The sequence below is a fragment of the Aurantimonas sp. A3-2-R12 genome (assembly GCF_036016755.1).
In the GTDB taxonomy this organism is placed as follows: Bacteria; Pseudomonadota; Alphaproteobacteria; order Rhizobiales; family Rhizobiaceae; genus Aurantimonas; species Aurantimonas coralicida_A.
The window spans coordinates 66,633-91,115 of sequence record NZ_JAYXIH010000016.1; the positions used below are offsets into that span (position 1 = coordinate 66,633).

The 24,483-nt window shown below is 65.0% G+C and carries 19 protein-coding genes and 4 pseudogenes; 7 read left to right on the forward strand and 16 right to left on the reverse strand.

Features of this window, described 5'->3' with window-relative positions; genetic code table 11:
• The first annotated feature begins 37 nt into the window (after positions 1-37).
• The 3 genes from VSX60_RS10420 to VSX60_RS10430 all read left to right on the forward strand — a co-directional run bounded on the left by VSX60_RS10420 (position 38) and on the right by VSX60_RS10430 (position 3,523).
• Entirely contained in the window at positions 38-1,549 is a 1,512-nt protein-coding gene (locus VSX60_RS10420) for an ABC transporter substrate-binding protein (RefSeq protein ID WP_327624098.1), read from the forward strand.
• A 138-nt stretch (positions 1,550-1,687) separates the two neighbouring features.
• Complete coding sequence (locus VSX60_RS10425) at positions 1,688-2,413, forward strand: SDR family oxidoreductase (RefSeq protein ID WP_327624099.1); 726 nt, start codon at positions 1,688-1,690, stop codon at positions 2,411-2,413.
• Between the two features lie 42 nt (positions 2,414-2,455).
• On the forward strand, positions 2,456-3,523 hold the full coding sequence (locus tag VSX60_RS10430; protein WP_327624100.1) for an ABC transporter ATP-binding protein: 1,068 nt from the start codon (positions 2,456-2,458) through the stop codon (positions 3,521-3,523).
• Positions 3,524-3,615: 92 nt separating this feature from the next.
• On the opposite strand, the gene VSX60_RS10435 is transcribed toward VSX60_RS10430, so the two are convergent.
• The 11 genes from VSX60_RS10435 to VSX60_RS10485 all read right to left on the reverse strand — a co-directional run bounded on the left by VSX60_RS10435 (position 3,616) and on the right by VSX60_RS10485 (position 15,768).
• Positions 3,616-4,467 carry a TIGR01459 family HAD-type hydrolase gene (locus VSX60_RS10435; protein WP_327624101.1) on the reverse strand — a complete coding sequence of 284 codons (852 nt, stop codon included), beginning with the start codon at positions 4,465-4,467 and terminating at the stop codon, positions 3,616-3,618.
• A complete protein-coding gene (locus tag VSX60_RS10440; RefSeq protein WP_327624102.1) occupies positions 4,464-4,760 on the reverse strand; it encodes a hypothetical protein in 297 nt (98 codons plus the stop codon). The genes VSX60_RS10435 and VSX60_RS10440 overlap by 4 nt, the downstream gene beginning before the upstream one ends.
• Complete coding sequence (locus VSX60_RS10445) at positions 4,757-5,869, reverse strand: class II aldolase/adducin family protein (RefSeq protein ID WP_327624104.1); 1,113 nt, start codon at positions 5,867-5,869, stop codon at positions 4,757-4,759. Before VSX60_RS10445 ends, VSX60_RS10440 begins: the two co-directional genes overlap by 4 nt.
• Complete coding sequence (locus VSX60_RS10450) at positions 5,862-7,439, reverse strand: glycerol-3-phosphate dehydrogenase (protein WP_327624126.1); 1,578 nt, start codon at positions 7,437-7,439, stop codon at positions 5,862-5,864. The genes VSX60_RS10445 and VSX60_RS10450 overlap by 8 nt, the downstream gene beginning before the upstream one ends.
• A 92-nt stretch (positions 7,440-7,531) precedes the next feature.
• Positions 7,532-8,572 (reverse strand): 2-hydroxyacid dehydrogenase, encoded by a 1,041-nt coding sequence (locus VSX60_RS10455; RefSeq protein ID WP_327624105.1) that lies wholly within the window; start codon positions 8,570-8,572, stop codon positions 7,532-7,534.
• Positions 8,572-10,155: an FGGY-family carbohydrate kinase gene (locus VSX60_RS10460; RefSeq protein ID WP_327624106.1), complete on the reverse strand. Its 1,584-nt coding sequence runs from the start codon at positions 10,153-10,155 to the stop codon at positions 8,572-8,574. Before VSX60_RS10460 ends, VSX60_RS10455 begins: the two co-directional genes overlap by 1 nt.
• Positions 10,152-11,306, reverse strand: coding sequence for an ABC transporter ATP-binding protein (locus VSX60_RS10465; protein ID WP_327624107.1), 1,155 nt, complete (start codon positions 11,304-11,306; stop codon positions 10,152-10,154). Before VSX60_RS10465 ends, VSX60_RS10460 begins: the two co-directional genes overlap by 4 nt.
• Complete coding sequence (locus VSX60_RS10470; RefSeq protein WP_327624108.1) at positions 11,303-12,409, reverse strand: ABC transporter ATP-binding protein; 1,107 nt, start codon at positions 12,407-12,409, stop codon at positions 11,303-11,305. Before VSX60_RS10470 ends, VSX60_RS10465 begins: the two co-directional genes overlap by 4 nt.
• 4 nt (positions 12,410-12,413) lie before the next feature.
• Positions 12,414-13,271: a carbohydrate ABC transporter permease gene (locus tag VSX60_RS10475; RefSeq protein ID WP_327624109.1), complete on the reverse strand. Its 858-nt coding sequence runs from the start codon at positions 13,269-13,271 to the stop codon at positions 12,414-12,416.
• A gap of 11 nt (positions 13,272-13,282) precedes the next feature.
• Positions 13,283-14,218 (reverse strand): carbohydrate ABC transporter permease, encoded by a 936-nt coding sequence (locus VSX60_RS10480; RefSeq protein ID WP_327624110.1) that lies wholly within the window; start codon positions 14,216-14,218, stop codon positions 13,283-13,285.
• Between the two features lie 104 nt (positions 14,219-14,322).
• A complete protein-coding gene (locus tag VSX60_RS10485) occupies positions 14,323-15,768 on the reverse strand; it encodes an ABC transporter substrate-binding protein (protein ID WP_327624111.1) in 1,446 nt (481 codons plus the stop codon).
• 438 nt (positions 15,769-16,206) lie between these two features.
• Here VSX60_RS10485 and VSX60_RS10490 point away from each other — a divergent pair.
• Positions 16,207-16,760 (forward strand): annotated as a pseudogene (locus VSX60_RS10490) (integrase core domain-containing protein); the annotation flags it as partial.
• A 49-nt stretch (positions 16,761-16,809) separates the two neighbouring features.
• On the opposite strand, the gene VSX60_RS10495 reads toward VSX60_RS10490, so the two are convergent.
• The gene (locus VSX60_RS10495; RefSeq protein WP_327624112.1) at positions 16,810-17,031 is read right to left on the reverse strand and encodes a hypothetical protein; all 222 of its coding nucleotides are present in this window, start codon (positions 17,029-17,031) and stop codon (positions 16,810-16,812) included.
• Between the two features lie 70 nt (positions 17,032-17,101).
• On the opposite strand from VSX60_RS10495, the gene VSX60_RS10500 reads away from it, so the two are divergent.
• The 3 genes and pseudogenes from VSX60_RS10500 to VSX60_RS10510 form a co-directional block, all read left to right on the forward strand.
• Positions 17,102-17,419, forward strand: a complete 318-nt coding sequence (locus VSX60_RS10500) for a hypothetical protein (protein WP_327624113.1) — start codon at positions 17,102-17,104, stop codon at positions 17,417-17,419.
• A gap of 288 nt (positions 17,420-17,707) precedes the next feature.
• Positions 17,708-18,813, forward strand: a protein-coding gene (locus VSX60_RS10505; protein WP_327624114.1) for an IS3 family transposase whose coding sequence is annotated in 2 segments (ribosomal slippage) — positions 17,708-17,975 and positions 17,975-18,813 — 1,107 coding nt in all. Because the reading frame shifts where the segments join, the coding sequence is not laid out codon by codon here.
• Positions 18,813-18,965 (forward strand): annotated as a pseudogene (locus VSX60_RS10510) (IS3 family transposase); the annotation flags it as partial. The gene VSX60_RS10505 and the pseudogene VSX60_RS10510, both read left to right, overlap by 1 nt.
• A gap of 96 nt (positions 18,966-19,061) precedes the next feature.
• On the opposite strand, the pseudogene VSX60_RS10515 reads toward VSX60_RS10510, so the two are convergent.
• The 4 genes and pseudogenes from VSX60_RS10515 to VSX60_RS10530 form a co-directional block, all read right to left on the reverse strand.
• A pseudogene (locus VSX60_RS10515) lies at positions 19,062-19,208 on the reverse strand (IS3 family transposase); the annotation flags it as partial.
• Between the two features lie 43 nt (positions 19,209-19,251).
• Positions 19,252-19,501, reverse strand: a pseudogene (locus VSX60_RS10520) (transposase); the annotation flags it as partial.
• Between the two features lie 456 nt (positions 19,502-19,957).
• Positions 19,958-23,065 (reverse strand): efflux RND transporter permease subunit, encoded by a 3,108-nt coding sequence (locus VSX60_RS10525; protein ID WP_327624115.1) that lies wholly within the window; start codon positions 23,063-23,065, stop codon positions 19,958-19,960.
• Positions 23,062-24,423, reverse strand: a complete 1,362-nt coding sequence (locus VSX60_RS10530; RefSeq protein WP_327624116.1) for an efflux RND transporter periplasmic adaptor subunit — start codon at positions 24,421-24,423, stop codon at positions 23,062-23,064. Before VSX60_RS10530 ends, VSX60_RS10525 begins: the two co-directional genes overlap by 4 nt.
• Positions 24,424-24,483 lie beyond the last annotated feature (60 nt).

The window sequence follows — 24,483 nt, forward strand, 5'->3', positions numbered from 1 at the left end:
CGGGCCCCAACTGTCGCTAACGGAGGAGAACGAGACCATGAAAGACTGGCAGCGCAAGAATTATCTGGCGTCGGTGACCGACCGCTACGTCAATGGCCGGATGGACCGGCGCAGCTTCCTTCGCTCGGCCGGCAAGCTCGGCCTTTCGGTCGGCGCGCTCGGCATGGGCTTCGGCATGGGCAACGGCCGGCCGTTCCTCAACCTCGCCCCGTCGGCCTTCGCGCAGGATTCGCTAGAGCCCTCGGCGGAAATGATGAAATGGCTGGCCGATGTCGGCAAGCCCTTCGCCGGGACGACACTTCGCCTCGCAACGGAGTCGACGCCGCCTTCCAACGCCATCGCCAACAGCCTGAAGGGCTATTTCGAGGAGGCGACCGGTATCAAGGTGGAGATCGAGGTGCTGCCGCTGGAGCAGGTGCTGCAGAAGCTGACCCTCGACGTCGCCTCGGGCCTCGGCACCTACGACCTCTATTACATCGATCAGAGCTGGGCGGCGAGCTTCAGCCAGGATGTCTTCGATCCGCGCGAGCAATATGAGGAAAAGCCGGACCTCGCCTATCCCGACTATAATATGGATGATTTCCTGCCAGCGCTGGTCGACGGCATCGCCAAATACGAAGATCGCTGGGTGGGCGTTCCCTACGATATCCCGATCTTCATCATGCAGTATCGCAAGGACATCTATGACGAGCTCGGCCTGAAGGCGCCGGAAACTATGGACGAGCTTCTCACCAACTCCAAGGCGATCACCGACGCCAAGGGGCCGGAGATGTACGGCACCTCCGGGCAGATGAAATCCGGTCACTACAGCCTGGAATGCGACTGGACGGCTTGGCTGTGGGGCCATGGCGGCCAGATTTTCGATGCCGACAACAACTTCGCCGGCAACAACGAGGCCGGCCTCGCGGCGATGGAGTACTGGGACAAGCTGAAGGCGACGATGCCGCCGGGCGTCGATGGCTGGACGTGGGACGGCCAGGGCCAGTCGGTCAGCCAGGGTGTGGCGGCGTCGATGCTCTCCTGGGGCGAGTTCTTCCCGTTCTTCGACGATCCGAAATCGGGCAAGATTTCCGGCCTGATGGAAGCCGCGATCCCGCCAGCGGCGACGAGCCTGATAACGCCGGACAAAACCGGTTTCGGCGAGATTCCGGGTGTGGGTCACCAGGGCGGTTCGAGTCTCGCGGTGTCGAAATACTCCAAGAGCCCGGACGCCGCATGGGTGTTCATGCAGTGGGCGACATCGGCCGACACCCAGGCGCTGATCACCGTCCTCGGCGGTGGTACGGGACCGACCCGCGCCAGCGTCTACGACGATCCACGGGTGCTCGCCAACGCCAAGGTCGGCGCCGGCACCACCCGGCATCTGCCGGTCGTCCGCGAGACCATCGCGAAATACATGGGCTCCGAGCCCGATCTGCCGGAATGGGCGGAAATCTCCAGCGACACGATCCCGGTCGGACTCGGCCGCTACTTCGCCGGCGAGTTCGATAGTCCGAAGGCCGCGATGGACGAGATCGCCGCCAACGTTTCCTCGGTCCTCAAGGGCTGAGGCGGCAGAGGCCGTCCCCCCCGCCGCGCCCCCCCGGGGGGGGGGGGCGGGGGGGGGGGGGGGCCGCGGCCGCCCGCCGCGCCTCCCCGGGGGGGGGGACGGCCCATCTCCAGATAAGCAGAAACGGGACGAAGCTGCATGGCTGACAAACCCCTTATCGCCATCACAGGAGCCAGCTCCGGCATCGGCGAGGCAACGGCGCGGGTCTTTTCCGAGGCCGGCTACCCATTGCTGTTGATGGCGCGGCGCATGGACCGGATGGAGGCGCTCGGCCTGCCGAACGCCGTCCTGGCCAAGGTGGACGTGCGCGACCGTGACGCGATCAAGGCGGCGGTCGCCGAGGGCGAGGCGAAATTCGGGCCGGTGGACCTGATGTTCGCCAATGCCGGTGTCGCCCATCTCGCCGATATCGCCACCCAGCCGCCGGAGGAATGGGACGCGATGATCGATATTAACACCAAGGGCATGATGAACACCGTCCATGCCGTGATGAACGGCATGATGCAGCGTCAGCGGGGCACCCTGGTGATGATGAGCTCGATCGCCGGGCGCAAGATCTACCCCGACCATACCGTCTATTGCGGCACGAAGTTCTTCGTCCACGCCGTCGCGGAAAGCTTGCGCGAATACCTGTCGGGCTACAATGTCCGGGTGCAGGTGATCTCCCCCGGCGTCATCGAGACCGAGGTGTTGTCCGGCGTGCATGACCCGAACACGCTCGCCGCCTACCAGGCGAACAAGCTCGCGATCGGCGGCGGCATCGGGCCGGAGCATGTCGCCGACCTGATCCTGACGACCTACCGGATGCCGCAAAACGCGCTGGTGCAGGAAATCGTCCTGACGCCGACGCGCCAGCGCCACTGACCCGCCGCCACCGCGTTCGTAGCCACCGAGGAAGATCGTCCCATGTCCAGCGTCGAATACAAGAACATCGGGAAATCTTACGGCTCGGTCGAGGTGATGAGGGACATCTCGTTCCGCATCGAGGATCACCAATTCGTCGTGCTCCTGGGGCCGTCGGGTTGCGGGAAGACGACGCTCTTGCGCATGACGGCCGGCCTCGAGGCCATCTCCGCCGGCGACCTCGAAATCGACGGCCGGCGCGTCAACGACGTGCACCCGCGCGACCGCGATATCGCCATGGTCTTCCAGAACTACGCGCTCTATCCGACCATGCGGGTCTACGACAACATCGCCTTCAGTCTGGAGGTCGCCAGGAAGCCGAAGGCGGAGGTCAGAAAAAAGGTCGAGTGGGCGGCTGAGGTCCTCAATCTGACGGACTATCTCCACCGTTATCCCAAGGAACTGTCCGGTGGCCAACGCCAGCGTGTCGCCATGGGGCGGGCGATGGTGCGGGACGCGGGCGTGTTCCTGTTCGACGAGCCGCTCTCCAATCTCGACGCCAAACTGCGCGCCCACATGCGACTGGAAATCCGCCAACTCCACGACCGGCTGAAGGCGACGACGGTCTATGTCACCCACGATCAGATCGAGGCAATGAGCATGGCCGACATCATCGTTCTGATGCAGGGCGGTCGGATCGTCCAGATGGGCACGCCGGACCAGATCTACGAGAAGCCGAACTCGATCTATGTCGCCGACTTCATCGGTTCACCCTCGATGAACTTCATCGACGGGGAGATCGCCGCCAGCGCCGACGGCTCGGTCTTTCAGGCTCCGGGCGTCCACGTCCCGCTGCCGGCGTACGCCACGGCCCGACACGGCCAGAAGGTGCTTCTCGGCGTGCGCCCGAACGATCTGGCGGTTTCCGAGGACGGCCCGATCCGCGGCAAGGTGATCCTTTCGGAAACCACCGGCGCCGACGTGCAGCTGCATGTCGAGGTCGACGGGAGGGACACGATCGTCGTCGTGCCCCGCGCCGAACGCCGCCAGTCCGGCACGCATGTGGGGCTGACGGTTGCGGAAAGCGCCATCCACCTGTTCGACAAGGCGACGGAAAAGCGGGTCGTCTGATTGCGCGACCGTAGAGGCGGCTCCGGTTTCCCCCACGTGCCGGCGCCGAGGTTGCGTTTCCGGTTGACCCGGGGCCGCTTGCCGCCTCTGCCTCACCAGCGAAGACAGGCAAGATGATGTTCGACGGTGAGGCCCTTTTCCGCGACTCGTGAGGCGATCACGCCTTCGTCCGTCTCCGCCAGAATACCCGTGCGCACGAGCGCCTTCGCCGCGCCGAAGGCAGCGGCGCCGGCCATGTCGTGGTCAATGCTGTCCCCGATGCAAAGGATGCGCGGCCTCTGGACGGTGGCGATAAGCGCGTGGGCCGCCGCGTAGATCTCGCTATAGGGCTTGCCGACGAAGGTGACGACGCCGCCGAGCGCCGCGTAACGGTCGGCGATCGCCCCGGCAGCCGGCACGAGACCTTGCGGCGTCAGCATCTGCCGGTCGGGATTGGTGCAGATGCAGGGAACGCCCCGGCTTGCGGCGGGCCGCATGCGCTCTTCGTATTCGGTCATCGCGATGTGGTCGGCCTGGCTGCCGGCGATCACCACGAGATCCGCCGCGTCCGCCGCCTCGACGGATATGCAGCCGAGCCGGTCCGACAGATTGGTGTCGCCGGGGCTCGACAGGGTCAGGCAGCGGATCCGCCGGTCTTGCGGCAGCCGGATCGCGCCATCCTCGCACAGCCGGATGGCAACATCGCCGGAGGTGACGCAGGCGAGATAGCTGGACCGCGCAATGCCGAGGCGAGCCAGACGGGCCTCGTTGAAGGCCGCCGGCCGGCCGGAATTGGTGACGAAAAGCACAGGCTTGCCGAGGCCGGCAAGCGCGTCCACCGCCGCGGCCGCGCCGGGATAGGCGTGGGTGCCGTCGTGGACGACGCCGAATTGGTCGAGGAAGAACGCATCGTACCGGCCGGCGATATCGCGAAGTCTGTCGAACCGCATGACGTCGCCGGTCATGGGACCGCGCTCGGGCTAAGGGTCAGCCGCGCCGCGATCGGCATTCCGACGGCTTCGATCCAATCGGGCCATGCCTGGGCGGATGCGTCGTAGCCGGTCTTCCGCACGTTGTTGGCGTCGCCGGCACCGTCGAAGCCGGTGATGATCGCCGCATCCTGGCGGGGCTCGTTGTACCTGATCGCCGAGCCGACCGGCGCGCTCTCCGCGCCGAGCGCGCCGACGCGGACCCCGGATGTGCCGACATCGATGCCGATCGCGACGGAGCGCGCCGACTGGACGGCGGTCCCGTTCATGCGGCGTCCGGTGTGGGGGCGCCCGGTCGGTCGAGTGCCTGCCGGTATGTCTCGGCTTCCCAGTGGGTGAGATGATGGACATCGCGCTCGCTCAGCGGCTGCAGGGCGACGTCCGAGGAGATCCGGGCCGCCACGTCCGCGAGGCAGCCGACGAGGGCTTCGCCGCCGGCGGTCAGCCGCTCGTGGACCAGGACGCCAACGCCGCGCACCAGAAGCAGGCTCGGCGCCGGATGCGGCCCGGCCTCCCGCAACGCCAGGAATTCGCGGATCGCGCCGGCGTCGGGCGTGACGGTTCCGATCGTCTCGCCGAGGAAGATCACATGGTCGGGATAAAGCGGGCCGGCGAGGGCGACCCGTAGCGAATCCGGATCGCGCGCCAGATGATGGACGCTGTGATCGGATGGCAGGCGGTAGGGCGTGTCGGCGGCGAGGTTCGCAAGCGTCTCTGTATCCAACGATCCGGCCGTTAGGCGCGGCGGAATCGCCAGTGCGGCAACGACCGAATCGAGGCGTTCGGCAGCGTCCGCGACGCTGGTTCCGGCGACAATCAGCCCGTGATTGCCGAGGACCACGACGGCGATCCGGTCGGAAGCGATGCGCTTGATCTGCCGGGCCAGCGGAACGCCCGGTCGGCAGTAAGGGATGTATGCGAAGCGGCCGTCGAAGCCGGCGTCGGTCAGCCGCTCCGCAATCCGCGCCTCCGCGTCCTGGGTGACGGCATGGGCGATGGTGTTCACACAGTGGACATGCAGGACGACCGGCTGTGGCATCGCGGCGTGGACCGCCGTCTCGATCGATGGCCTGAGCTCGCTGGCGGACAGCTCCGAGGCGACGAAATCGGTGGCCTTCTCGGCGCGGGCATCGCCGGCGCGCAAGGCGTCGAGGAGCGGGGCGATTCGTACCGGCACGAAGATGTCGCGCGTTTCGGCATCGGCGAGCCACGTGCCGGATGCCTTCACCCACAGGATGCCGTCCCGCTTCAGGGAGGTGTTGCCGCCGGCGGCCTGGGTCAGCGTCCTGTCCCGCCCGATCGCGCGCGACAGGCGCCGCAAAGCGCCCAGCCCGTCGCCGATCGCGGTCCCAGGCTGTTGGTTCGTTCGGTCAATCAACGCTTTTTCCGATCCTTTCGTCCGCATATCGCGGCTCGGCCTGGTCTCGATCCGGTGCCTCGGCGGTACGCCGCGTCCGCGCGGCCAGGAAGTCGCGCACGGCCTGGCGTTCGCTGTCGGCCAGAGCGAGGCCGTGCTTGGTCCGCCGATCGAGGATATCCTCGGCCGTCTTCGCCCATTCGGTCTCGATCAGATAGTCGATCTCGCGTTCGTGGAGGGTTCCGCCGAAGTGCCGGCCCAGATCCGCCAGGCTCCTTGCGGAACCCAGCAAGACCTTTGCCCGCGTTCCATAGAGCCGGGCATAGTGGTGGGCGAGGGGGCGGGGAAGCCACGGGTGGCCGGCTCTGAGGCCGGCCTCGAAACTTTCGAAATCCGCGTTCGCCATGTCGCCGCCCGGCAGCGGAATGTCGTGCGTCCAGGCGGCGCCCATCCCCGGGAAGAAAGGCTTCAGCCGGTCAAGCCCGCGTTCGGCGAGTTCGCGGTAGGTGGTGATCTTGCCGCCGAAGATGGAAAGCATCGGTGTCTTGCCGTCCGCCGCGTCAATGTCGAAGACATAGTCGCGCGTCACCGCCGAGGGGTTGTCCGCATCGTCTTCCAGCAGCGGGCGCACGCCGGAGAAGGAATGGAGGACGTCGGCGCGGGTCAACGGCGCCTTGACGTAGCGGTTCACCGCGTCGAGGAGGTAGGTGATCTCGCTTTCCTCGACCGCGACGTCGCCAGCATCTCCCTCATAGGCAAGATCGGTGGTGCCGATCAACGCCTTATCGCCCTGATAGGGATTGACGAAGATCACGCGCTTGTCGGTGTTCTGGAAGAGATAGGCATGGCTGCCGTCCCAGAATTTCGGCGTCACGATGTGGCTGCCCTTGACCAGCCGCACCCGCCGCGTCGAGTTCGCCCCGATGACGTTCGCGAGCACCGTGTCGACCCAGGGACCGGCGGCGTTGACGAGGCCGCGCGCCGAGACGCGGTAGGTCTCGCCGTCTTCGCCACGGAGCGTCGCCCGCCAGACGTCGCCGTCGCGCGTCGCCGAAACCGCGGTGGTGCGGGTGAGGATCGTCGCGCCGCGCTCCCCGGCGTCGAGAGCGTTCAGGACGACCAGCCGCGCGTCGTCCACCCAGCAGTCGGAATATTCGAAGCCCCTGGCGTAGCGGTCCTGGATCGGCGCGCCTTCCGTCTCGGTCCGAAGATCGATGCTTCGGGTTGCCGGCAGCTTTCTGCGGCCACCGAGATGGTCGTAGAGGAAAAGGCCAAGGCGGATCAGCCAGGCGGGGCGCTGCTCGGGCGAATGCGGCAGGACGAAGCGCATCGGCCAGATGATGTGCGGAGCGGCGCGCAGCAGCACCTCGCGCTCCCTAAGCGCCTCGCGGACCAGGCGAAATTCGTAATATTCGAGGTAGCGCAGGCCGCCATGGACCAGCTTTCCCGAACGCGAACTGGTGCCCTCGGCCAGGTCACCCTTCTCGCACAGTACAACGGAAAGCCCCCGGCCCACGGCATCGCGGGCGATACCGGTGCCGTTGACGCCACCGCCGATGACCAGAATGTCTACGGTGCCAAGGTCTCGCAACATGCCGATCTCAGGCCGTCCTGCTGCGGTCGTCGAACAAGACCATGGTGGTGTCTCCTGTTGCTGCCAATGCTTCCCGCGCGATCGGCGGGTCAGCAGGGGTTGACGGGCGGTTCGCCGGCCAGATACCGGCGCACCTCCTCGGCCGCCTGGTCGGCGGCGAACTTGACGGTCTTGAGCGATGCGCCCGCGATGTGTGGCGTCAGCGTGACATTTGGAAGCTTCAGGAGCGGCCAATCTTCCGGAACCGGCTCAACGGCGAAGGTTTCCAGCATCGCGCCGCGCAAATGGCCGCGACCGAGCGCTTGGGCCAGGGCGTCGTAATCGACCAGCGGCCCGCGGGCGGTGTTGACGAAGGTGGCGTCCTTTTTCATCCGGGCGAGGGCCGCGGCGTCGATGAAGCCGGTGGTCTCCTCGGTGACCCGGGCGTGCAGGGTGACGACGTCCGACTCGTCGAGCAGCCGCTCCAGCCCGACCAGTTCGACGCCGTCCCGCGCGTCCTGGGGGGACAGCTGCACATAGGGATCGGTGACGAGGATTCGGCAGCCGAAGGCCTTCAGGAGCTTGACGACCCGCGTGCCGATCGCCCCGTAGCCGACCACGCCGACCGTCATCTCCGATAGTTCCCGTCCCGTGGTGTCGGCGCGATAGAGATCGCCGCGCCAGTCGCCGCCGCGCAGCGCGTCGTGCCCGCGGGAGATGTTGCGGGTCTCGGCCAGGATCGCGCCGAGGGTGAACTCGGCGACCGCACTGGCGTTGCGGCCTGGCGTGTTGACCACGGTGACGCCCCGTTCGCGTGCCGCCGCCATGTCGATATTGACCGGTCCGCCACGCGAGACTGCGACAAATTTCAGGTGGGGCAGTCGCGCGAACATGTCGCGAGAGAGGGGGGCGAGGTGGGTGACGAGCAGCTCGGCCTCGCCGATCATCGCCAGCGTCGCTTCGGCGCCGCCCTGGTATTCCTTGAGGCCGTCCATCCCCTGGACGGCATAGCCATGCTCCATCGGCTCGTCCGGCCAAGGCAGCCGATGCAGCACCATCTCCGGGACCGCCTTGTTGGCCGCCGTGATGGCCTCGGCGAAGACTTCGGGCAACATGAAATTGTCGCCGATGATCGCGATGCGCGTCGCCATTATGCCGCCTTCCTCGCCCGGTCAGCCCGATCGCGGATCGCCGCGAGTCGTGTCCAGATTGGCGGGAGTTGTTCTCGAATCTCGCGGTAGAGGCCGAACGCCGAATCATAGAGCGGCCTCAACGCGGCGTCAGGCAGCGTCGGCTCCGAGAACCGGCCTCGGGTCCACACGGCGGTGCATTCCTCGATCGAGGCAAAGAAGCCGCGATTGACGGCGGCGATCATCGCCGCGCCGGCCGCGCCCGCTTCCTCGCGCTCGACCGTCCTCACCGGGCACCCAAGGACGCTGGCCAGAAACAGGCGCATGGCGCGGGAGCGGCCTGCGCCGCCGGTGAGCTTGATCTCGTGCGGCACGCCGCCGGTCCCCTCGAAGCAGTCGCGCGCGGCGAAGGCGAGACCTTCGAAGACCGCGCGCATCAGGTCGTCGAAGCTGGCCCCGTAGTGCAGGCCGGTGAATTGCGCGCGAGCCAGCGGTTCCATGAACGGTCCGCGTTCGCCGGCTTCCGAAATGTACGGATGATAGATGGCCGAGACCGGCTCGGCCGCCAGGACGCGGTCGTCGAGATGCGCCATAAGCTGGCCGCGATCGCGTTCGACCCCCTCGCTCTGGAGAAATTTCCACGCGAGTCCGACGATCCAGTCGATGTTCAGCGTCGCCGCCATGTTCGACTGAAACTGGACGAGGCCCTGCTCGGCGGGGAGCGGCATGACGTAGCCGCTGCGCATGTCGTTGAGGACGATCTCTTCGGCGCTTCGGACGTGGCGCATGTGGACGCCGGTCGAGCCGAGAATCGAGCAGCCGGTGCCAGGCGTCTCGCCGACGAGGCCGCTGCCGACGCCGGTCGCGACGATGTCGACATAGCCGAGGACGATCGGGACGCCGCGAGGAAGCCCGGTCGCGTCCGCGACGGCGCGGAGCAGCGGATGCGACGTCGTGCGGCCGTCGACGATCGGGGGCAGCAGCCGCGCCTCTCCATCGAGGCCCAAGTTTCCGATCACCGCGTCGCTGTAGCGGCGGGTACGGAAATCACCGAAGGTGAACGACGCCTCGGACGGGTCGGTGGCCCGCTCGCCGGTCATATTGAAATAGAGCCAGTCCTTGCAATGGAACGCGGTCGTCGCGCGCGCCAGTCTCTCCGGATGCCGCCGCTTCATGACCAGCAGCTGGACGCTCTGCTGGCAGGTGTTGATGCCGGTCCCCGTGCGTTCGTAATGCTCCCGGTGTCGTTCGCTTGCCGCGAATTCTCGGGCGATCTTGCCGCCGCGGCCGTCGAGCCAGAGCCAAGCGGGGCCGACGGGCAGTCCGTTCGCGTCGATCAGCCATGTGCCGTCGCCTTGGCCGGTGATCGCGACCGCGGCGATCGCCGTCGCCCGTTCGCCGAGCTGAGCCGTCAGATCCTTCAGCGTCGCCACGGCGTCGGCCCAGGTTGCGGCCATGTCCTGTTCGACGCTGCCACCTTCCCCCGAAGAATACGTGTTCTTGCGCGAGGCGACCGCGATCTGCTCGCCGTCGGTGGTGAAGGCGACGGATTTGAGCACCGAAGTGCCGGCGTCGATGCCGATCAGGATCGATTCCACCGTCATCCCTCTACCTGCCTCCCGGAAAGGCGGTGACCGTGCGCCAAGGCTTCGCCGCTCGCCGCGAAGACGTGCAGCTTCTCGGCCGGCACGTCGACCGAGAGCGCATCGCCGACCTTTCCGGGGCACCGACCGTCGAGGGTCGCGACGATAACGCCGCCGGCAAACTCCGCCTCCAGATGGGTCTGGTCGCCGATCCACTGGTTCGAGACGACCCTGGCCTGGCTCTCGCCACCGCCGACATGGACGTCATGGGGACGGATGCCGATGACGATCTCCGACAGCGACTGGATCGCAGCGCGCACCGGGGCGGTGACCGCATCGGCCGAATAGCCGAGCACTTCGCCATCTTCCCCGCCGTCGCCGGTCTTGCGGAAGGAAACGCGACCGTCGGCAAAGACGGGCCGCACGCGGTAGACGTTCATCGGCGGCTCGCCGATGAAGGTGCCGACATAAAGGTTGGCGGGCCTCTCCTTCAGTTCTTTCGGCGAGGCGAATTGTTGCAACTCGCCGCCTTCCATCACGGCGATCCGGTCGGCCAGCGCATTCGCCTCGGTCTGGTCGTGGGTGACGAGAACGGCGGTCATGTCGTGTTCGCGCAGATACCGTTTCAGCCGTCCGCGCAGGACGGTGCGCAGCTGCGGCTCGAGCTGGCCCATCGGCTCGTCGAGGAGATAGACGTCGGCCTTGCGCACCAGCGCCCGGCCGAGGCTCGCCCGCTGCTGCTGCCCCGCCGACACGGTCGAAGGATAGCGGTCGAGGTGGACCCCGAGTTCGAGCATCCGGGCGATATCGTCGACCCGGCGCTTGCTTTCCGCCGCGTCGAGCCGCTCCGATTTCAGAGCGAAGGCGATGTTCTCGCGCAGCGTCAGCGGCGGGTAGAGTGAATAGCCCTCGAAGGCCATGGCAACGTTGCGGTCCGAGGGCCGCAATTTGTGGATCGGTCTGCCGTCGATCAGGATTTCGCCCGTCGTCACCTCCTCGAAACCGGCGATCATGCGCAATGTCGAGGTCTTGCCGCAGCCGGACGAGCCAAGCAGCGCGACGATCTCGCCAGGCTTGATTTCGATGTCGAAGTCGCGGACGGCGTAGATCGGGTTCTTGGCCTTCGCGGCATAGATCTTGTTGACGCCGCGCAGCGATACCGAAGCGCTCATGCCGCCTCCCTTTGGGCCTGAGGCAAGATGCGCCGACCGCTGGCGCGGTCAAACAGAAGGATCGAGGACGGCGCGATCCGGACCGGGACGCGCGCGCCCTCCGTCGCGGCAATCTCACCGGCGTCCTGCGAGGCGTACAGTTCCTGACCGTCATCGGTGACCAGGAGGCGCACCAGCCGGTCGTTGAGCGGCAGCAGCGCCGCCACCCGCGTCGCGATGCCGTCAGCACCGCCGGAGCCGACGAAATCGATGTTCTCCGGCCGAACGCCAAGCATGACGTCGCTTCCCACGACCGTCTGGTATTCGCGGCCGATCGGCAGACGGTTGCCGCCGAACACGGCCACCGGCCCCGAGGCGCCGGCTTCGACCCGGCATTCGAAGATGTTGATGCCCGGATCGCCGAACAGCCTTGCGACCTCGACGGTCGCCGGCCGGTCGTAGATGTCCTCCGGCGTGCCCACCTGCACGAAGTGGCCGCTCATCAGGACCGCGATGCGGTTGCCGAGCGCCATCGCCTCCCGATAGTCCTGCGTCACGTAGAGCACGGTGGAGCCGAAGCGTTCGAGGAGCCTGGGCAGTTCCAGCCGCATCTCGAAGCGCAACTTGGCGTCGACGTTGCGCAGCGGGTCGTCGAGAAGCAGCAGTTTCGGCGCCGCGACGAGGGCCCGGGCGAGGGCGGTGCGCTGCTTCTGGCCGTTGGACAGCGCGCGAGGCGCATGATCGAGCACATGATCGATCTTCAAGAGCCTGGCGATCCGATCGACGCTCTCGGCGACTTTCTCCGCCGTCGTGCGGTGCGCACGAAGCGGGCTGGCGATGTTCTCGAAGGCGGTCATGTGCGGAAAAAGCGCGAAATTCTGGAACGCCATGCCCACCGCCCGACGTTCGGGGGCGACGCCGATCATGTCCTCGCCATCGATGAGGAGTTCGCCTTCTTCGGGCTCCGTCATCCCCGCGATCAGCCTCAGAAGAACGGTCTTGCCGGCACCGGACGGGCCGAAGATCGCCACCGTCTCGCCGTCCGCCACGCTGAGCGAAATGTCGTCGAGGACGGTTTCCTTGCCGTAGCGCTTGGTGACGTGGTCGAGGGTCAGCGTGGCCATGAGATCACCCTTTCACCGCGCCGAGCGACAGGCCCTCGACGAGATAGCGCTGGGCGAACAGGGCAAGAGCCAGGGTCGGCGTGATCGACAGGACGATCGCCGCCGCAATCTGGCCGTACTGGATGCCGGAGGCGGTGACGAAGGCGAGCGCGCCGACGGTCACCGGTTGCTTGTCGGCCGAGGCCAGCACCAGCGCGAAGACAAAGTTGTTCCACGCGAAAATGAAGGAGAGCAGGGCGGCGGCCGCGATGCCCGGCATAGCCAAGGGGATCGAGATTTTCATGAACGTCTTCGCCCAGGAATGGCCGGCGATGCGGTAGGCGCCCTCGATGTCCGGGCTGATATCCTCGAAATAGCCGCGCACGATCCACAGGATCAGCGGCAGGGTGATCAGCTGGTAGACCCAGATCAGGCCGATATAGGTGTTGGCGAGGCCGATCGCCTGGAAATAAAGGGTCAGCGGCAAGAGAACGAGCAGCGGTGGAGCGAATTTGAAGGACAACAGCGTGAAGGCGATGTCCTCGGAAAAGCGGAATTTGTAGCGGGCGAAGGCATAGGCTGCGGGAACGCCAAGGACCAGTGACAGGGCGACCGAGGACACCGACAGAATGACCGAGTTCCAAAGGTTGCTCATGAAGGCGATGTCGAGGGAACCAGCCGCGGTCCGCAGCTTACCGGTGATCAGCGCCGTGTAATTGACCAGCGTCGGCTCGAAGAACGGGCTCGGCGGAATGCGCAGCACCTGCTCGTTGGTCTGGAATGACATCAGGATGATCCAGACGATCGGGAACATGAAGAAGATCAGGACGAGGCTGATCAGGACGATCCTGACCGTGCGCTCGAGGGGGCTGACGTGATCCATGGCGGGTGACCTCAGACGTTGCCGTGCGCGCGTTCGCGCAGACGGAGCCAGTTCTTCACGAAGACGTTCGACAGGGCGAAGGTGATCGCCCAGAGCACCATCAGGAGGGCCGCCGAGCGGCCGACATTGGTGAACTGGAAGAACTGCAGATAGGATTCGACTTGGAAGACGGTCAGCGTATTGCCGGGGCCGCCCTGCGTCATCGCGTAGATGATGTCGAATTGCTGGATCGACTCAAGCATGCGGAACAACGACGCGGTCAGGATGTAGGGCATCAGCATCGGCATGGTGATGCGGAAGAAGACGAAACTCTTCGGTACCCCGTCGAGAGCGGCCGCCTCGAAGGGCTGCTTGGGCAGCGAACGAAGCCCGGCCAGGAGCAGCACCATGATGAAAGGCGTGTAGACCCAGACGTCGACCAGGACCACGGTGAACAGCGCCGATGACGGGCTGGACGCCCAGCGGAAATCAGTGAAGCCGACGAGGCTGACGAGATAGTTCAGGACCCCGAAATTCGGGTTGGTCATCAGCTTCCACATCAGTGCCGCAAGCGCCGGCGCGACCATCAGCGGCAACAGAAGCAGCATCGAAACGAGGTTGTTGAAGCGAGTCGGGCGTTGCAGCAGCAGCGCGATGCCGAGGCCCAGCAGCAGTTCGACCACGACGGTGAGCACGGTGTAGAGCAGCGAGACCTGGACGGTGCCCCAGAAGCGGCTGTCCGTGAGGAATTGCAAATAATTGTCGAACCATATGAAGCCCTGCAGCTGCGGCAGGCTCAGCCGGTAACGCAGCAGCGAGTAATAGACCGCCGTGACGAAGGGAATCAGAATCCAGACCGTCACCAGCAGGGCCGGCAGACTGAGCAGATAGGGAAGCCAGTTGGTCCGCCGCCTGCGTCTGGCTGCGACGCCCGCGCGTTCAGCTGCTGCTGGCTCTGCTGCCGACATTCCACGCCTCCCCGTCGGCCGGCGGAAGCTCCACCGGACAAGATCTCAGTTCGCTTTCGAAGAATTGGCCGCGCCGCCGTCAGAAACGGTGCGGCCAAGGATGCCTATTGCAGGCCGGCTTGCTGGAGCTGCTCGTCGATGCTGGCGGCGAGCTGGTCCAGGCCTTCGTCGACCGGCACCTCATTGGCGACCATGCGTTGCAGCATCGCCGCCCAGGCGGTGGTCACGTCGAAGAACAGCGGCTGCGGGGTGAAGTAGATCTTGGCGCCGGGCGACGACACCTCGAACTGCTCGACATAGCCGGGATATTTCGACTCGATGCGCTCGAGGAACTCCTGGTCCTTCCAAACGCTGGTGCGAACCGGGTTGACGAAGTCCATCTTGCGGGCGCCGAAGAGATCGTGCTCCTTCGAGGAAGCCCACTGCATGAAGTACCAGGTGGCGTCCTTGTTGTTGGAGAAGTTGGACATGGCCAGCGACCAGATCCACACGTTCGGCGTCGGCGCGTCTGCCGACGGGTTGGGCGCGATCGCGGCATAGGCGATGTTGCCGGCTTCCTTGTTGTCGCCGCCATTCATGAAATAGCCGAGGATGTCGGCGTCGTAGATCATCGCCGAGGCGCCGGCGCCGAGATCGGTGCCGACCTGGTACCAGGTGTAGGTCGACCAGTTCTTCGGGCCGTAATCCTGGATCATCTTGACCCAGTCGCGATGGTAGGCCTTCGACCCGTCAGTGTTCATGGCCGCGTTGAGAACGCCGCCATTGTTCATCAGGTCCTTCTCGCCGAAATTGCTGTAGCCGGAGAGGAAACCGGGATGGATGGTCGCCCAGGAACGCGAGCCGCGCACCCCGATCGGATAGATGTTGGAATCGACGCTCTTGAGCTTTTCGCAGGCGGCGAGCAACGCCGGCATGTCCTTCGGCGGCTCGACACCGGCCTTTTCGAACATCGTCTTGTTGTAAGATATGTTGTTCTGCTCGAAGCCCCAGGGGATGCACCACTGCTTGGCGTCGCCCGTGCCGAGTTCGGAGCCCGGCGTGCCGTCCCAGGCGGTCGAGGCCCGGAGGCCGGGAAGGAAATCCTCCCAATCCCACGACGCCGCGGTCTTCGCCGGGTCGTTGATGTATTCGTTGAGATCGGTGATCCAACCGGCCGGACCATAGGTCCAGGTCATGTAGGCGCCGGTCATCAGCGCGTCGTATTCGGACGACCCCGACGAAAGGGCGGCGGTGACCTTGTCGAAATAGACGTCCTCGGGGAAGACGTCGTAGGTCACTTCCATGCCGGTTAGCTCTTTGAATGCCTCAATATCGGCAATCATCGCATCGGCATAGGGATGCTTGTTGAGTAGCAATTTGAGCGATGTGCCCTTGTGCTTCATCCAGTCGAAGTCTGAGGCCTGCGCAAACGCGCGGGTTGCGGCCGAGGCCATCAGGCTCGACGCGGTAATGGTCCCGATGCCGAGATAGCCCATCCGCTTCAGGAACTCCCGCCGGCCCAGTCGGCCGCGGACGAATGAATCGACCAGATCCTTTTCCTTGTCATACATGGCTGCTTCTCCTCCTCTTTGGCCGTGTCGTTAGGGGCATGCCGGCCTCATGCTGTTTAGTCCCCCGCGCTCGCCTTCACATCCAAGTGGATCCTCCGATTTCGTCGGAGCGAGGCCGTTGCGGATGCCGCCGCCAAGTCAGGCGAGTTTCGCTCACCGCGTCTCCTGGCGTCTGTTCGGAACCATGACGCTGGCGTCGCGCGGGTAGTCGAGATCAAAAGCGGCACCCGGCTGCCGAGAGCCGCAGCGTCGATCTTCAGTTGGCGACGGCGTCCAAGTCGTACGGCGCACAACAGTCGGTCTCGAAGCAAGAATGTCGCCCTGGAGACCATGCTTCGCTCCCATTACCGCTGTCCGGTTGGCGCGGGTTCTTTTCAGCGTCAGTAAAATTTTTCACCTTCTGAAGTTTTTGTCAAGCGACCTTGCCGCCGGGGTGAATTGAGAAGCGATCGCACCGCCCAGTTTGCGATCTATGACTTCGTCGAGGCCCGCACTCATGATGGACGGAAGTTCAGGATGCTCAACATCATCGACGAGCCTACCCGGGAATGCCTGGCGATCCGGATCGACCGCAAGCTGAACTCGACCAACGTCATCGATGCCTTGACCGACCTGTTCATCCTGCGCGGCGTGCCCAGTCACATACGATCGGACAACGGGCCGGAATTTATTGCCAAGGCAGTGCGCGAATGGATCGTTGCCGCCGGCGCCAGAACCGCGTTCATCGAGCCCGGCAGCGCGTGGGAGAACGGTTATTGCGACAGCTTCAACGCCCGAATCCGGGAGGAGCACTTGAACGGCGAGATCTTCTACCCGCTGGTCGAAGCCAAGGTCGTGATCGAAAGCTGGCCCGCCATTACAACACGGAACGCCCGCACTCGTCGTTGGGCTATCGGCCACCGGCACCCAAGGTCGTGCAATGGCCCGCTTCGCCATCCGGACCGGCTTCACCGGCCACGCCAGCCTTGGCGCCAAGGCCTGTCATGCACTAAGATTTGCCCCAGACCACTCGGTGGGGGCCGACCATTCCGGGGCACCCAGCTAGCTTTCAGTTAAGGCGGAACGGCAAGCGTCGATCAGGAGGATCACGCGACCGTGCTCTGCGATAGCCGCAATCGCATCATGGAAGTCGGTGAGGGGCAGCGCGGTGATCGGGTCGCTGACCATTGCAAACTGTAGCGCCGGTCGATCACTCAAAGAAGCTGACGTTCCTTCCAGACAAAATGGCGCCGAGACTTGACCGACCGCATGAAGTCGGCCCATCAGTCGCGCCGAATGCAGATAGTGCCACAGCCCAATGCCGCACCATGTTCTGCGCAATAGGAGCTGCGAGATGGCGCGAAAAATTCGGGACGCGAGTTGGCTTGAGAACGAGTCGACCGATACCGAGCCTCCGGAGCCGTGCTGGCTATGCGGCCGATTGCTGGGTGAGACCGTGGACCGCTTCCACCCGATCCCCAAAAGCCGGGGTGGCCGTGACACCGTTCTTGTCCATCCCATCTGCCGGGAAACCATCGACGCCAATTTCACGGCGAGCGAACTGGTCCGCCACGCAGAAGGCGGGACGCCCCTCACGGATAACGAGACGGTCGCACGCTTCGTAAAATGGGTCGCCAAAAAGCCTGCCGACTTTCACTCTGCGACCAAGTAGGGTCGTCAGCCGAACGTCGGCTTCGCCACCTCTTCTACCGGAGATAGGACCGTCCGATTCTGGCCCTGCTACGCCGTAAGTGCCCCTATCATTCCTCTTCTACCAGCGATGACCCGCACGCACCGTCCGGCAAGTGCGCCGCACGGCGTCAAGGCCTCGGTCTACATGGAGCCGTCGATCTTCTGTGAGACTTCGGCGAAGAGATTGCTGATCGTTGCGCGGGTAAAGACCTTTCTGGACTTGCCTCGCAAAACTGGAGAGCTCTTCTGATGGAAGGAGGAGCATTCCATGGGCAAGCCACATCGCCGGTTCGACAAGGAATTCGAGGCGGAGGCCGTACGTCTGGTCGAGATGAGCGGGCGAACGCAGCGCGAGATCGCAGAGGATCTGGGTATCGGGCTGTCGACGCTGCGTCGCTGGCTCGACAAACGCCGTGAGCGCGATCTGGAATCGCCACCACCCGAACGGCAGGAAGATCTGGCGGTAGAGCTGAAGCGACTGCGGCGCGAGAACGAGATCCTGCGGCAGGAACGCGAGATCCTGAAGCGGGCCGCGACTTTTTTCGCCAAGGAGGGAAGTCGATGAGGTTCCGTCTCATCGATGCGGCGAAGAAGGAGTTCCCCGTACAGCGTTTGTGCAAGGTCCTCGGCGTCAGTCCGAGCGGCTATTTCGCCTGGAAGGAGCGTCCGGCCTGCCGCCGACAGCGCGACGACATGGTGTTGCTGGCGCATGTCCGCTCGGCCTTTGCCCTGTCGAGCGGGACCTACGGAAGCCCGCGCATGGTGCATGAGCTACGCGACAATGGCCTGCCGATCGGCCGCCGACGCGTCGCCCGTTTGATGCGCGAGAACGGGATGAAGGCACGGCAGAAGCGGCGCTTCAAGCGGACGACCGACAGCCTGCACGCCTTCCCGGTGGCCCCGAACCTCCTCGATCAGGACTTCACCGCCACGGGGCCGAACCAGAAGTGGGGCGCCGACATCTCCTATGTCTGGACCCGCGAGGGTTGGCTGTATCTCGCTGTCATCATCGATCTCTTTGCCCGGCGCGTCGTCGGATGGGCAACCAGCGATCGGCTTCACAAGGAACTGGCATTGTCGGCCCTTCGCCGAGCCGTCACCGTGCGGCGTCCTGTCGCCGGCCTCATTCACCATGCGGACCGCGGCAGCCAATACTGCGCCATCGAGTACCAGGCGGAGCTGAGGAAGCACGGCATCCTGATCTCGATGTCGGGGAAGGGAAACTGTTTCGACAACGCGATGGTAGAGACCTTCTTCAAGACGTTGAAGGCCGAACTCGTCTGGCGCGGGGCCTTCCAAAGCCGGGCAGAGGCGACCCACGCGATCGCTCGCTACATCGACGGCTTCTACAACCCCGTCCGGCGCCATTCNTGAAGGCCGAACTCGTCTGGCGCGGGGCCTTCCAAAGCCGGGCAGAGGCGACCCACGCGATCGCTCGCTACATCGACGGCTTCTACAACCCCGTCCGGCGCCATTCGGCGCTCGACTTCATCAGCCCGCTTCAGTTCGAGAGGCTGGCCGCATAAACTGAAAACGCTCTCCAATTTGTCGGAGCAAGTCCATTCCCCACCAAGACCGAGGCTGAAGTGAACCACCCCGGGTTTCCCGGAGACTGTTTGGTGTTAATCCAACGCCGCGATTGGCATGGCCTCAAGCTGGGCGTAGTAGGCGTCTTCTGCCTCGGCAGGCGGAACGTTGCCGATCGGCTCGAGAAGGCGCCAGTTGTTGAACCAGTCGACCCATTCGAGGGTGGCGAACTCGACGGTTTCGGCGAGACGTTCGGTTTAGCGAATGCTGACGTATTGGGCGGATTCAATCGGTCAACGCAACATGGATCGTGTCACCTTTGAGCAGCCATGGGTCAAGGACATCGGCCAGGGTCTTCCAACCGAGCGTATTTCGTGGGCCTTGCATTGAAGGTGGCAGCTACGGCAGCGATCGCCTCGGTACTATGCGCGCTGAGGTCAGTCCCCTTCGGGAAGTACTGGCGCAGCAGCCCGTTCGTATTCTCGTTGGTACCGCGCTTCGAGGGGCTATGAGGACAGCAGAAGTAGACCTCGATGCAACGGCGTCGATCCTCCAAGCCGCGGATCGTCGGAATTTGCACCACACCCTGCAATACAATTTGCACCACATTGAACACGACCGGCTTCGTAGAGGTTTTCGTACCATGTCGCATTTTAGAGGATATTGTCCCTCGCTGTGATTTTTGATCGAGTTTCGAGTCTTCTCGACCGCACCAGCCTTCCTCATTGGAAATGTTGGCGTTTGGCATCTACGCCAAAGGCCGGTCGCATTTTCCCACCATTTGCATCAAATTTTGCACTACACGCTTTCAAGATGAAGGTCTGCAGACGAAGGCCTCGTTCCTTGAGTGGCGCGGGAAGCGTGGGATATTTCGCTCTGTCCGCGGGGCGAGCGTAGCGCGGTATTTCGTAGCCCGCCGGATTTCGATCCGGAGGCTGTCAACGCAAGAGCAGTTTCAGACCGACGCGGTGTTAAAAATCGGCCATGCGGTTCAATCGGGCTTCTGCGATCCGTCCGGTGTCTCGACCTGGGCAAGTCCCAGATCGTCCAGGATGACATAGAGCGCGGGCAGTCCGATCAGCACCAGCACGGTAGAGACGACAAGCCCGAATACCACCGCGATCACCAGCGGGATGACGGCGGTGGCCTGGGTGCTGGTTTCCGCCAGCAATGGCAAAAGCCCGGCCGCGGTGGTAGTCGACGAGATCAAGATCGCCCGCAGGCGGGCGCGGCTCGCCTGTCCGGCAGCGGCTTCGATGCCCATTCCTTCGCTGCGATAACTCTTGATGAACTGCACCAGAAGGATGGAATTGTTGACGACGATTCCGGCCAGTGATGCAGCTCCCACCAGCGAGGGCATCGACAGATTGTAGCCCATGAGAACGTGGCCCCAGATCGCGCCCATGAACGCCAGGGGAATGGCCAGCATGACGATGACCGGTTCCAGATAACTGCGGAACTGGAACGACAGGATGAGGAAGATCCCGAGCAGACCGATCGCGAGGCCGCGCGCGATGGACGCGCCGGTTTCCGCCGTGCTGGCCGCCTGACCCTCGATCGCGACACCGATGTCCGGGTAACGGTCGGGGAGGGAGGCAAGCCAACCCGTCTGGAGATCGGCAACGATCGCACCCGCATTGGCGACGCGCTGGTCCAGCTGGGCACTGACGGTGACGGTCCGCTGGCCGTCGATACGATTGATCTTGGCCCAGTCGCGGGCGGCTTCGACCTCCGTCACCTGCGGTAGCGGCATGGGTGCGCCATTCGGTCCGATCACTACGGTGTCGGTCAGAAAATCGTATGTCGCGCGCTCGCCCCTGCTTTGGCGGACGACGATGTCGATGTCCAGATCACCGATCTGCACTGTTTCGACGATGTCTCCCAGGACATCGGTCCGCAATTGCTCAGCCACATCCGCGGCCGACAGCCCGGCGGCCGCCGCGCCCGGCGCCAGCGACAGTCGTCGTTGCGGCTTGCCGGGGCGCAGGTCGGTAATCACGTTGTAGACGCCCGCATAGGTGGCAAGCTCGCCCGCCAGCTCCGCCGCCGCGCGGTCGAGGCGGCTAAGGTCCGAGTTCTTCAGGCGGATTTCGATGGGAACGCCCGCGGGGCCGAACCCCGGTTCCTGGATCATCAGGCTCACCAGCCCGTCGATCGGACCGATCGCCTCGCGCCAGCGCGTCGTGAGATCGTCGAGCGACGTCGCGCGGATTTCGGCGGTCAGAAGGTCGGCCGAGACGGTCGCAACATGCGGTCCGCTCTCGCCGGCGCTGAGGTTGCGGTTGAAGTCGGCGCGGATCGAGCGCACCAGCGCGGCACCCTCGGGCTGATCCGGTGTCAGCGCTTCGTCGACGCTTAGCAGCGCCGCCGTCACCTGCTCGACCACGGCTTCGGTCCGGGCCAGCGGCGTGCCCTGCGGCATGAGAATGCGCGCCTCCAGCACGTCGCCATCGATGTCGGGCATCGCCTCCATGCGGATGTTGCCGCCGGCGATGAAACCGACCGAGCCCAGCAGCAGCGCCAGCATCGCCGCCAGCGTTATGTAGCGCGCGCGGATCGCCCGATCGGCCAGTGCGCCGACGCCGGATTGAAACCGCGCGAAACCTTTGTCGAAGGTCCTGCGCAGGCGCGATTCCGATTCAGGTCCCTTCCGCCCGCCCTTCAGATGGTGCGGCAGGATCCAGAACGCTTCGATGAGACTAGCCGCCAGCGCCGCCACAAGCACGATCGGAACCACCTCCAGAACGGCGCCGAGTTCGCCCGACAGGAACGACAACGGTACAAACACCGCCGCCGTCGTCAGGAATGACGACATCACGCCGGGTAGGACCTCCCGCGTCCCGTTCACCACGGCGGCAAGCGGGGCCTGTCCCTCGGCCGCGCAGCGCGCGACATTGTCGGTAATGACCACGGCGTCATCCATCACGATCCCGATCGCCATCAGGAACGCGACCAGGGTAATCATGTTGATCGACAGACCCAGCAGCGCCATCGCCACGAACGCTCCGGCGAACGCCACCGGCAGGCCCAGCACCCCCCAGAGCGCCATGCGCACGCGGAAGAACAGGCTCATCACCAGCGTCACCAGCACGAGCCCCATGATGCCATTCTCGACCAGCATCACCAGTCGATCGCGCACAATCGAGGTCATGTCGGTGGTGATGGTCAGCCGCACCGCCGCGCCCCGGCGGGCCTGTTCCAGCGCGACGAATTCCTGCAGGCGGTCCATCACGCTCAGCGCGTCGGTGCGGCCGCTCTTGTAGATATCCAGAACCAGCGCCCGTTCGCCGTTGAAGAGGATCTTTTCCTCGGCCTTCTCGAATCCGTCGGTCAACTCGGCGATTTCGCCAAGGCGCAACTCCGCCGCCGACTTTCCTGAAATCACGATCAGATCGGCCAGATCCGCGATCCGCCGCCGCTGATCCGTGAACCGCAACTGCACATCGGCTTGCGGCGTCTCCAGCGTCCCGAGCGGCATATCGACGTTCTGTCGCCCGATCGCGCCGGCGATGTCGCGCACCGACAGGCCGTATTGGCGCAGCAGATCGGCCGAAACCTCGACCTGCCATTGCCGCTGCGACACGCCGCGGACCATCACATCGGCCACGTCCGGCAGAGCCAGCACCGCGTCTTCCAATTGCGCGGCGTAGCGTTCCAGATCGTCAAAGCTCATATCCCCGCTGACGGCGAGGGCGGCGACCTGATCGGTGCGGTGCATCTCCCGGATCACCGGGGCGTCGGCGAGGTCGGGGAAGTCAGTGATCGCCTCGACCTCGGTCTTGATGTCGTCCAGAAACTGGCTCGCCGTGCCGCCCGGCGTCATCTTCGCAAGCGCGTTCGCCAGATTGTCCTCGGCGCTGCATCGAAATTCCTCCATGTAATCGACGCGGCGCAGGCCTTCCTCCAGCCGCTGGCAGACCGACTCCTCGACATCGGCCGCCGTGGCGCCCCGATAGAGAACGGCGATGCTGACCTCGGTCGGCAGAAAGTCGGGAAACGTCTCGCGTTTCAGCTGGGGCGCGGCGATCGCGCCCGCCGCAAGAAAAACGATCAGGAGCAGGTTGGCGGCGGTGGGATGGGCGGCGAACCAGCGGATCACGGCGCACTCTCCGCCGCGGCCCGCGCCAGCGCGGCTTCAGCCTCCGCGTCCTGTCGCGGCCGTAGGCGCATACCCTCGACCGCCGGCACGACGTCGTCGATGATCACCCGGTCGCCCGGTGCGAGACCCTCGCCGATCACCGCCAGATCGCGCAGCGAGAGGTCGATCCTGACTGGCACCCGGCGCAGCCGGTCTTCGTCATCCGCGAGATAGACCGTGTCCTGATGAACCGCGCTCATCGGCACAACGATGGCCGGGGCCTCCAGCGGCGAGGACAGCACCGCCTCGACATACATGCCGCGAACCAGCGGCAGCCGTTCGGGCGGACTCGCGCCGCGATAGGGCTCGTCGACCGAGACGATGGCGCGAACGGTGCGGGTCGCCGGATCGATCTCGTTTTCGATGCGCTCCAGCTGGCCGGGCCAGCTCATGTCACCGGCGGCGACCAGACGGACCTCCGCCGTGATCGCCGACAGATCGAAATGCGCGCCGAGATTCAGCGGCACCGTCGGCACGGTACGCGCTTGGGTGGCCAGCAATCGGCGCAGTTCCGATAGGCGAACCTGAACCACCGCCTCGGCCTTCGCGATCCCGTCCCCGGTGACCAGCCGCTGACCCGGTGTGACCTGCTGTTCCATCTCCACTTCGACCACGCCGATCCGCAGGTCGAACGGAGCGATGATCTCGGTGTCCTCCAGATCCCGCTCCGCGCGCGCCAGCGCGGTTTCGGCGCGCGCCTTTTGCGCGGCCAGGTGGTCGAGTTGACTGGGAATCAGCCGCAGGCGGTTCTCCAGCGTTTGAACGGCCACGCGCTGCTGCACCGTTGCGCGCTCCTGATCGTCCAGCCGCGCCCGTGGCACGGTCCCGCTCGCGGCCAGCGACCGCACGCGCTCCAGTTCCTGCGTCGCCAGTTCCAGCCGGCGCTGCTCGAGGGTCATCAGATCGGATGTATTGGAACGCTCCTGCTTCAGTTGGCTGATTTCGGTCTCGAGCGCGGCCATGTCGGCCTCGGCCGCGGCGATCGCCAATTCGTAGCGCGTCGGGTCGATCTGCAAGAGGCGCGTATCGGCGGGAAGGATGTTGCCGTTCTTCAAGCCGGGATGGCGAAAGGTGATCGGTCCGTTGACGCTCGCGACCGCCTGCCAGACCCGCGCCGGTCGCGCCGTCCCGAATCCGCGCGCGGTCAGCATGACCGGCAGCAGCCGCGCCTCGATCACCCGCACGGCAGGCGCCGGCGCTTCGTCCGCGACGCGGTCGGGCGGCATTCTGGATGCCAGCATGAAGGCAATGACCGCGGCTCCGGCGGCGAGCGCCAGCAGGATTGGAAAGAGACGTTTCGTGAAGACCGGGATCGTCATTCCAGCGGCTCCGGTCTACTTGTGGTGAGGCGAGTTGAGGGCATCATCTGTCGGGCCACC

What these genes read in the sequence shown, in the direction of transcription:
- VSX60_RS10425 (WP_327624099.1), top strand. Translation starts at nt 1,688, where the DNA reads ATGGCTGACAAACCCCTTATCGCCATCACAGGAGCCAGCTCCGGCATC.
- VSX60_RS10470 (WP_327624108.1), bottom strand. Translation starts at nt 12,409, where the DNA reads ATGGCCACGCTGACCCTCGACCACGTCACCAAGCGCTACGGCAAGGAA.
- VSX60_RS10460 (WP_327624106.1), bottom strand. Translation starts at nt 10,155, where the DNA reads ATGACGGTGGAATCGATCCTGATCGGCATCGACGCCGGCACTTCGGTG.
- VSX60_RS10430 (WP_327624100.1), top strand. Translation starts at nt 2,456, where the DNA reads ATGTCCAGCGTCGAATACAAGAACATCGGGAAATCTTACGGCTCGGTC.
- VSX60_RS10495 (WP_327624112.1), bottom strand. Translation starts at nt 17,031, where the DNA reads ATGGGCCGACTTCATGCGGTCGGTCAAGTCTCGGCGCCATTTTGTCTG.
- VSX60_RS10485 (WP_327624111.1), bottom strand. Translation starts at nt 15,768, where the DNA reads ATGTATGACAAGGAAAAGGATCTGGTCGATTCATTCGTCCGCGGCCGA.
- VSX60_RS10530 (WP_327624116.1), bottom strand. Translation starts at nt 24,423, where the DNA reads ATGACGATCCCGGTCTTCACGAAACGTCTCTTTCCAATCCTGCTGGCG.
- VSX60_RS10475 (WP_327624109.1), bottom strand. Translation starts at nt 13,271, where the DNA reads ATGGATCACGTCAGCCCCCTCGAGCGCACGGTCAGGATCGTCCTGATC.
- VSX60_RS10420 (WP_327624098.1), top strand. Translation starts at nt 38, where the DNA reads ATGAAAGACTGGCAGCGCAAGAATTATCTGGCGTCGGTGACCGACCGC.
- VSX60_RS10440 (WP_327624102.1), bottom strand. Translation starts at nt 4,760, where the DNA reads ATGAACGGGACCGCCGTCCAGTCGGCGCGCTCCGTCGCGATCGGCATC.
- VSX60_RS10480 (WP_327624110.1), bottom strand. Translation starts at nt 14,218, where the DNA reads ATGTCGGCAGCAGAGCCAGCAGCAGCTGAACGCGCGGGCGTCGCAGCC.
- VSX60_RS10435 (WP_327624101.1), bottom strand. Translation starts at nt 4,467, where the DNA reads ATGACCGGCGACGTCATGCGGTTCGACAGACTTCGCGATATCGCCGGC.
- VSX60_RS10465 (WP_327624107.1), bottom strand. Translation starts at nt 11,306, where the DNA reads ATGAGCGCTTCGGTATCGCTGCGCGGCGTCAACAAGATCTATGCCGCG.
- VSX60_RS10500 (WP_327624113.1), top strand. Translation starts at nt 17,102, where the DNA reads ATGGCGCGAAAAATTCGGGACGCGAGTTGGCTTGAGAACGAGTCGACC.
- VSX60_RS10455 (WP_327624105.1), bottom strand. Translation starts at nt 8,572, where the DNA reads ATGGCGACGCGCATCGCGATCATCGGCGACAATTTCATGTTGCCCGAA.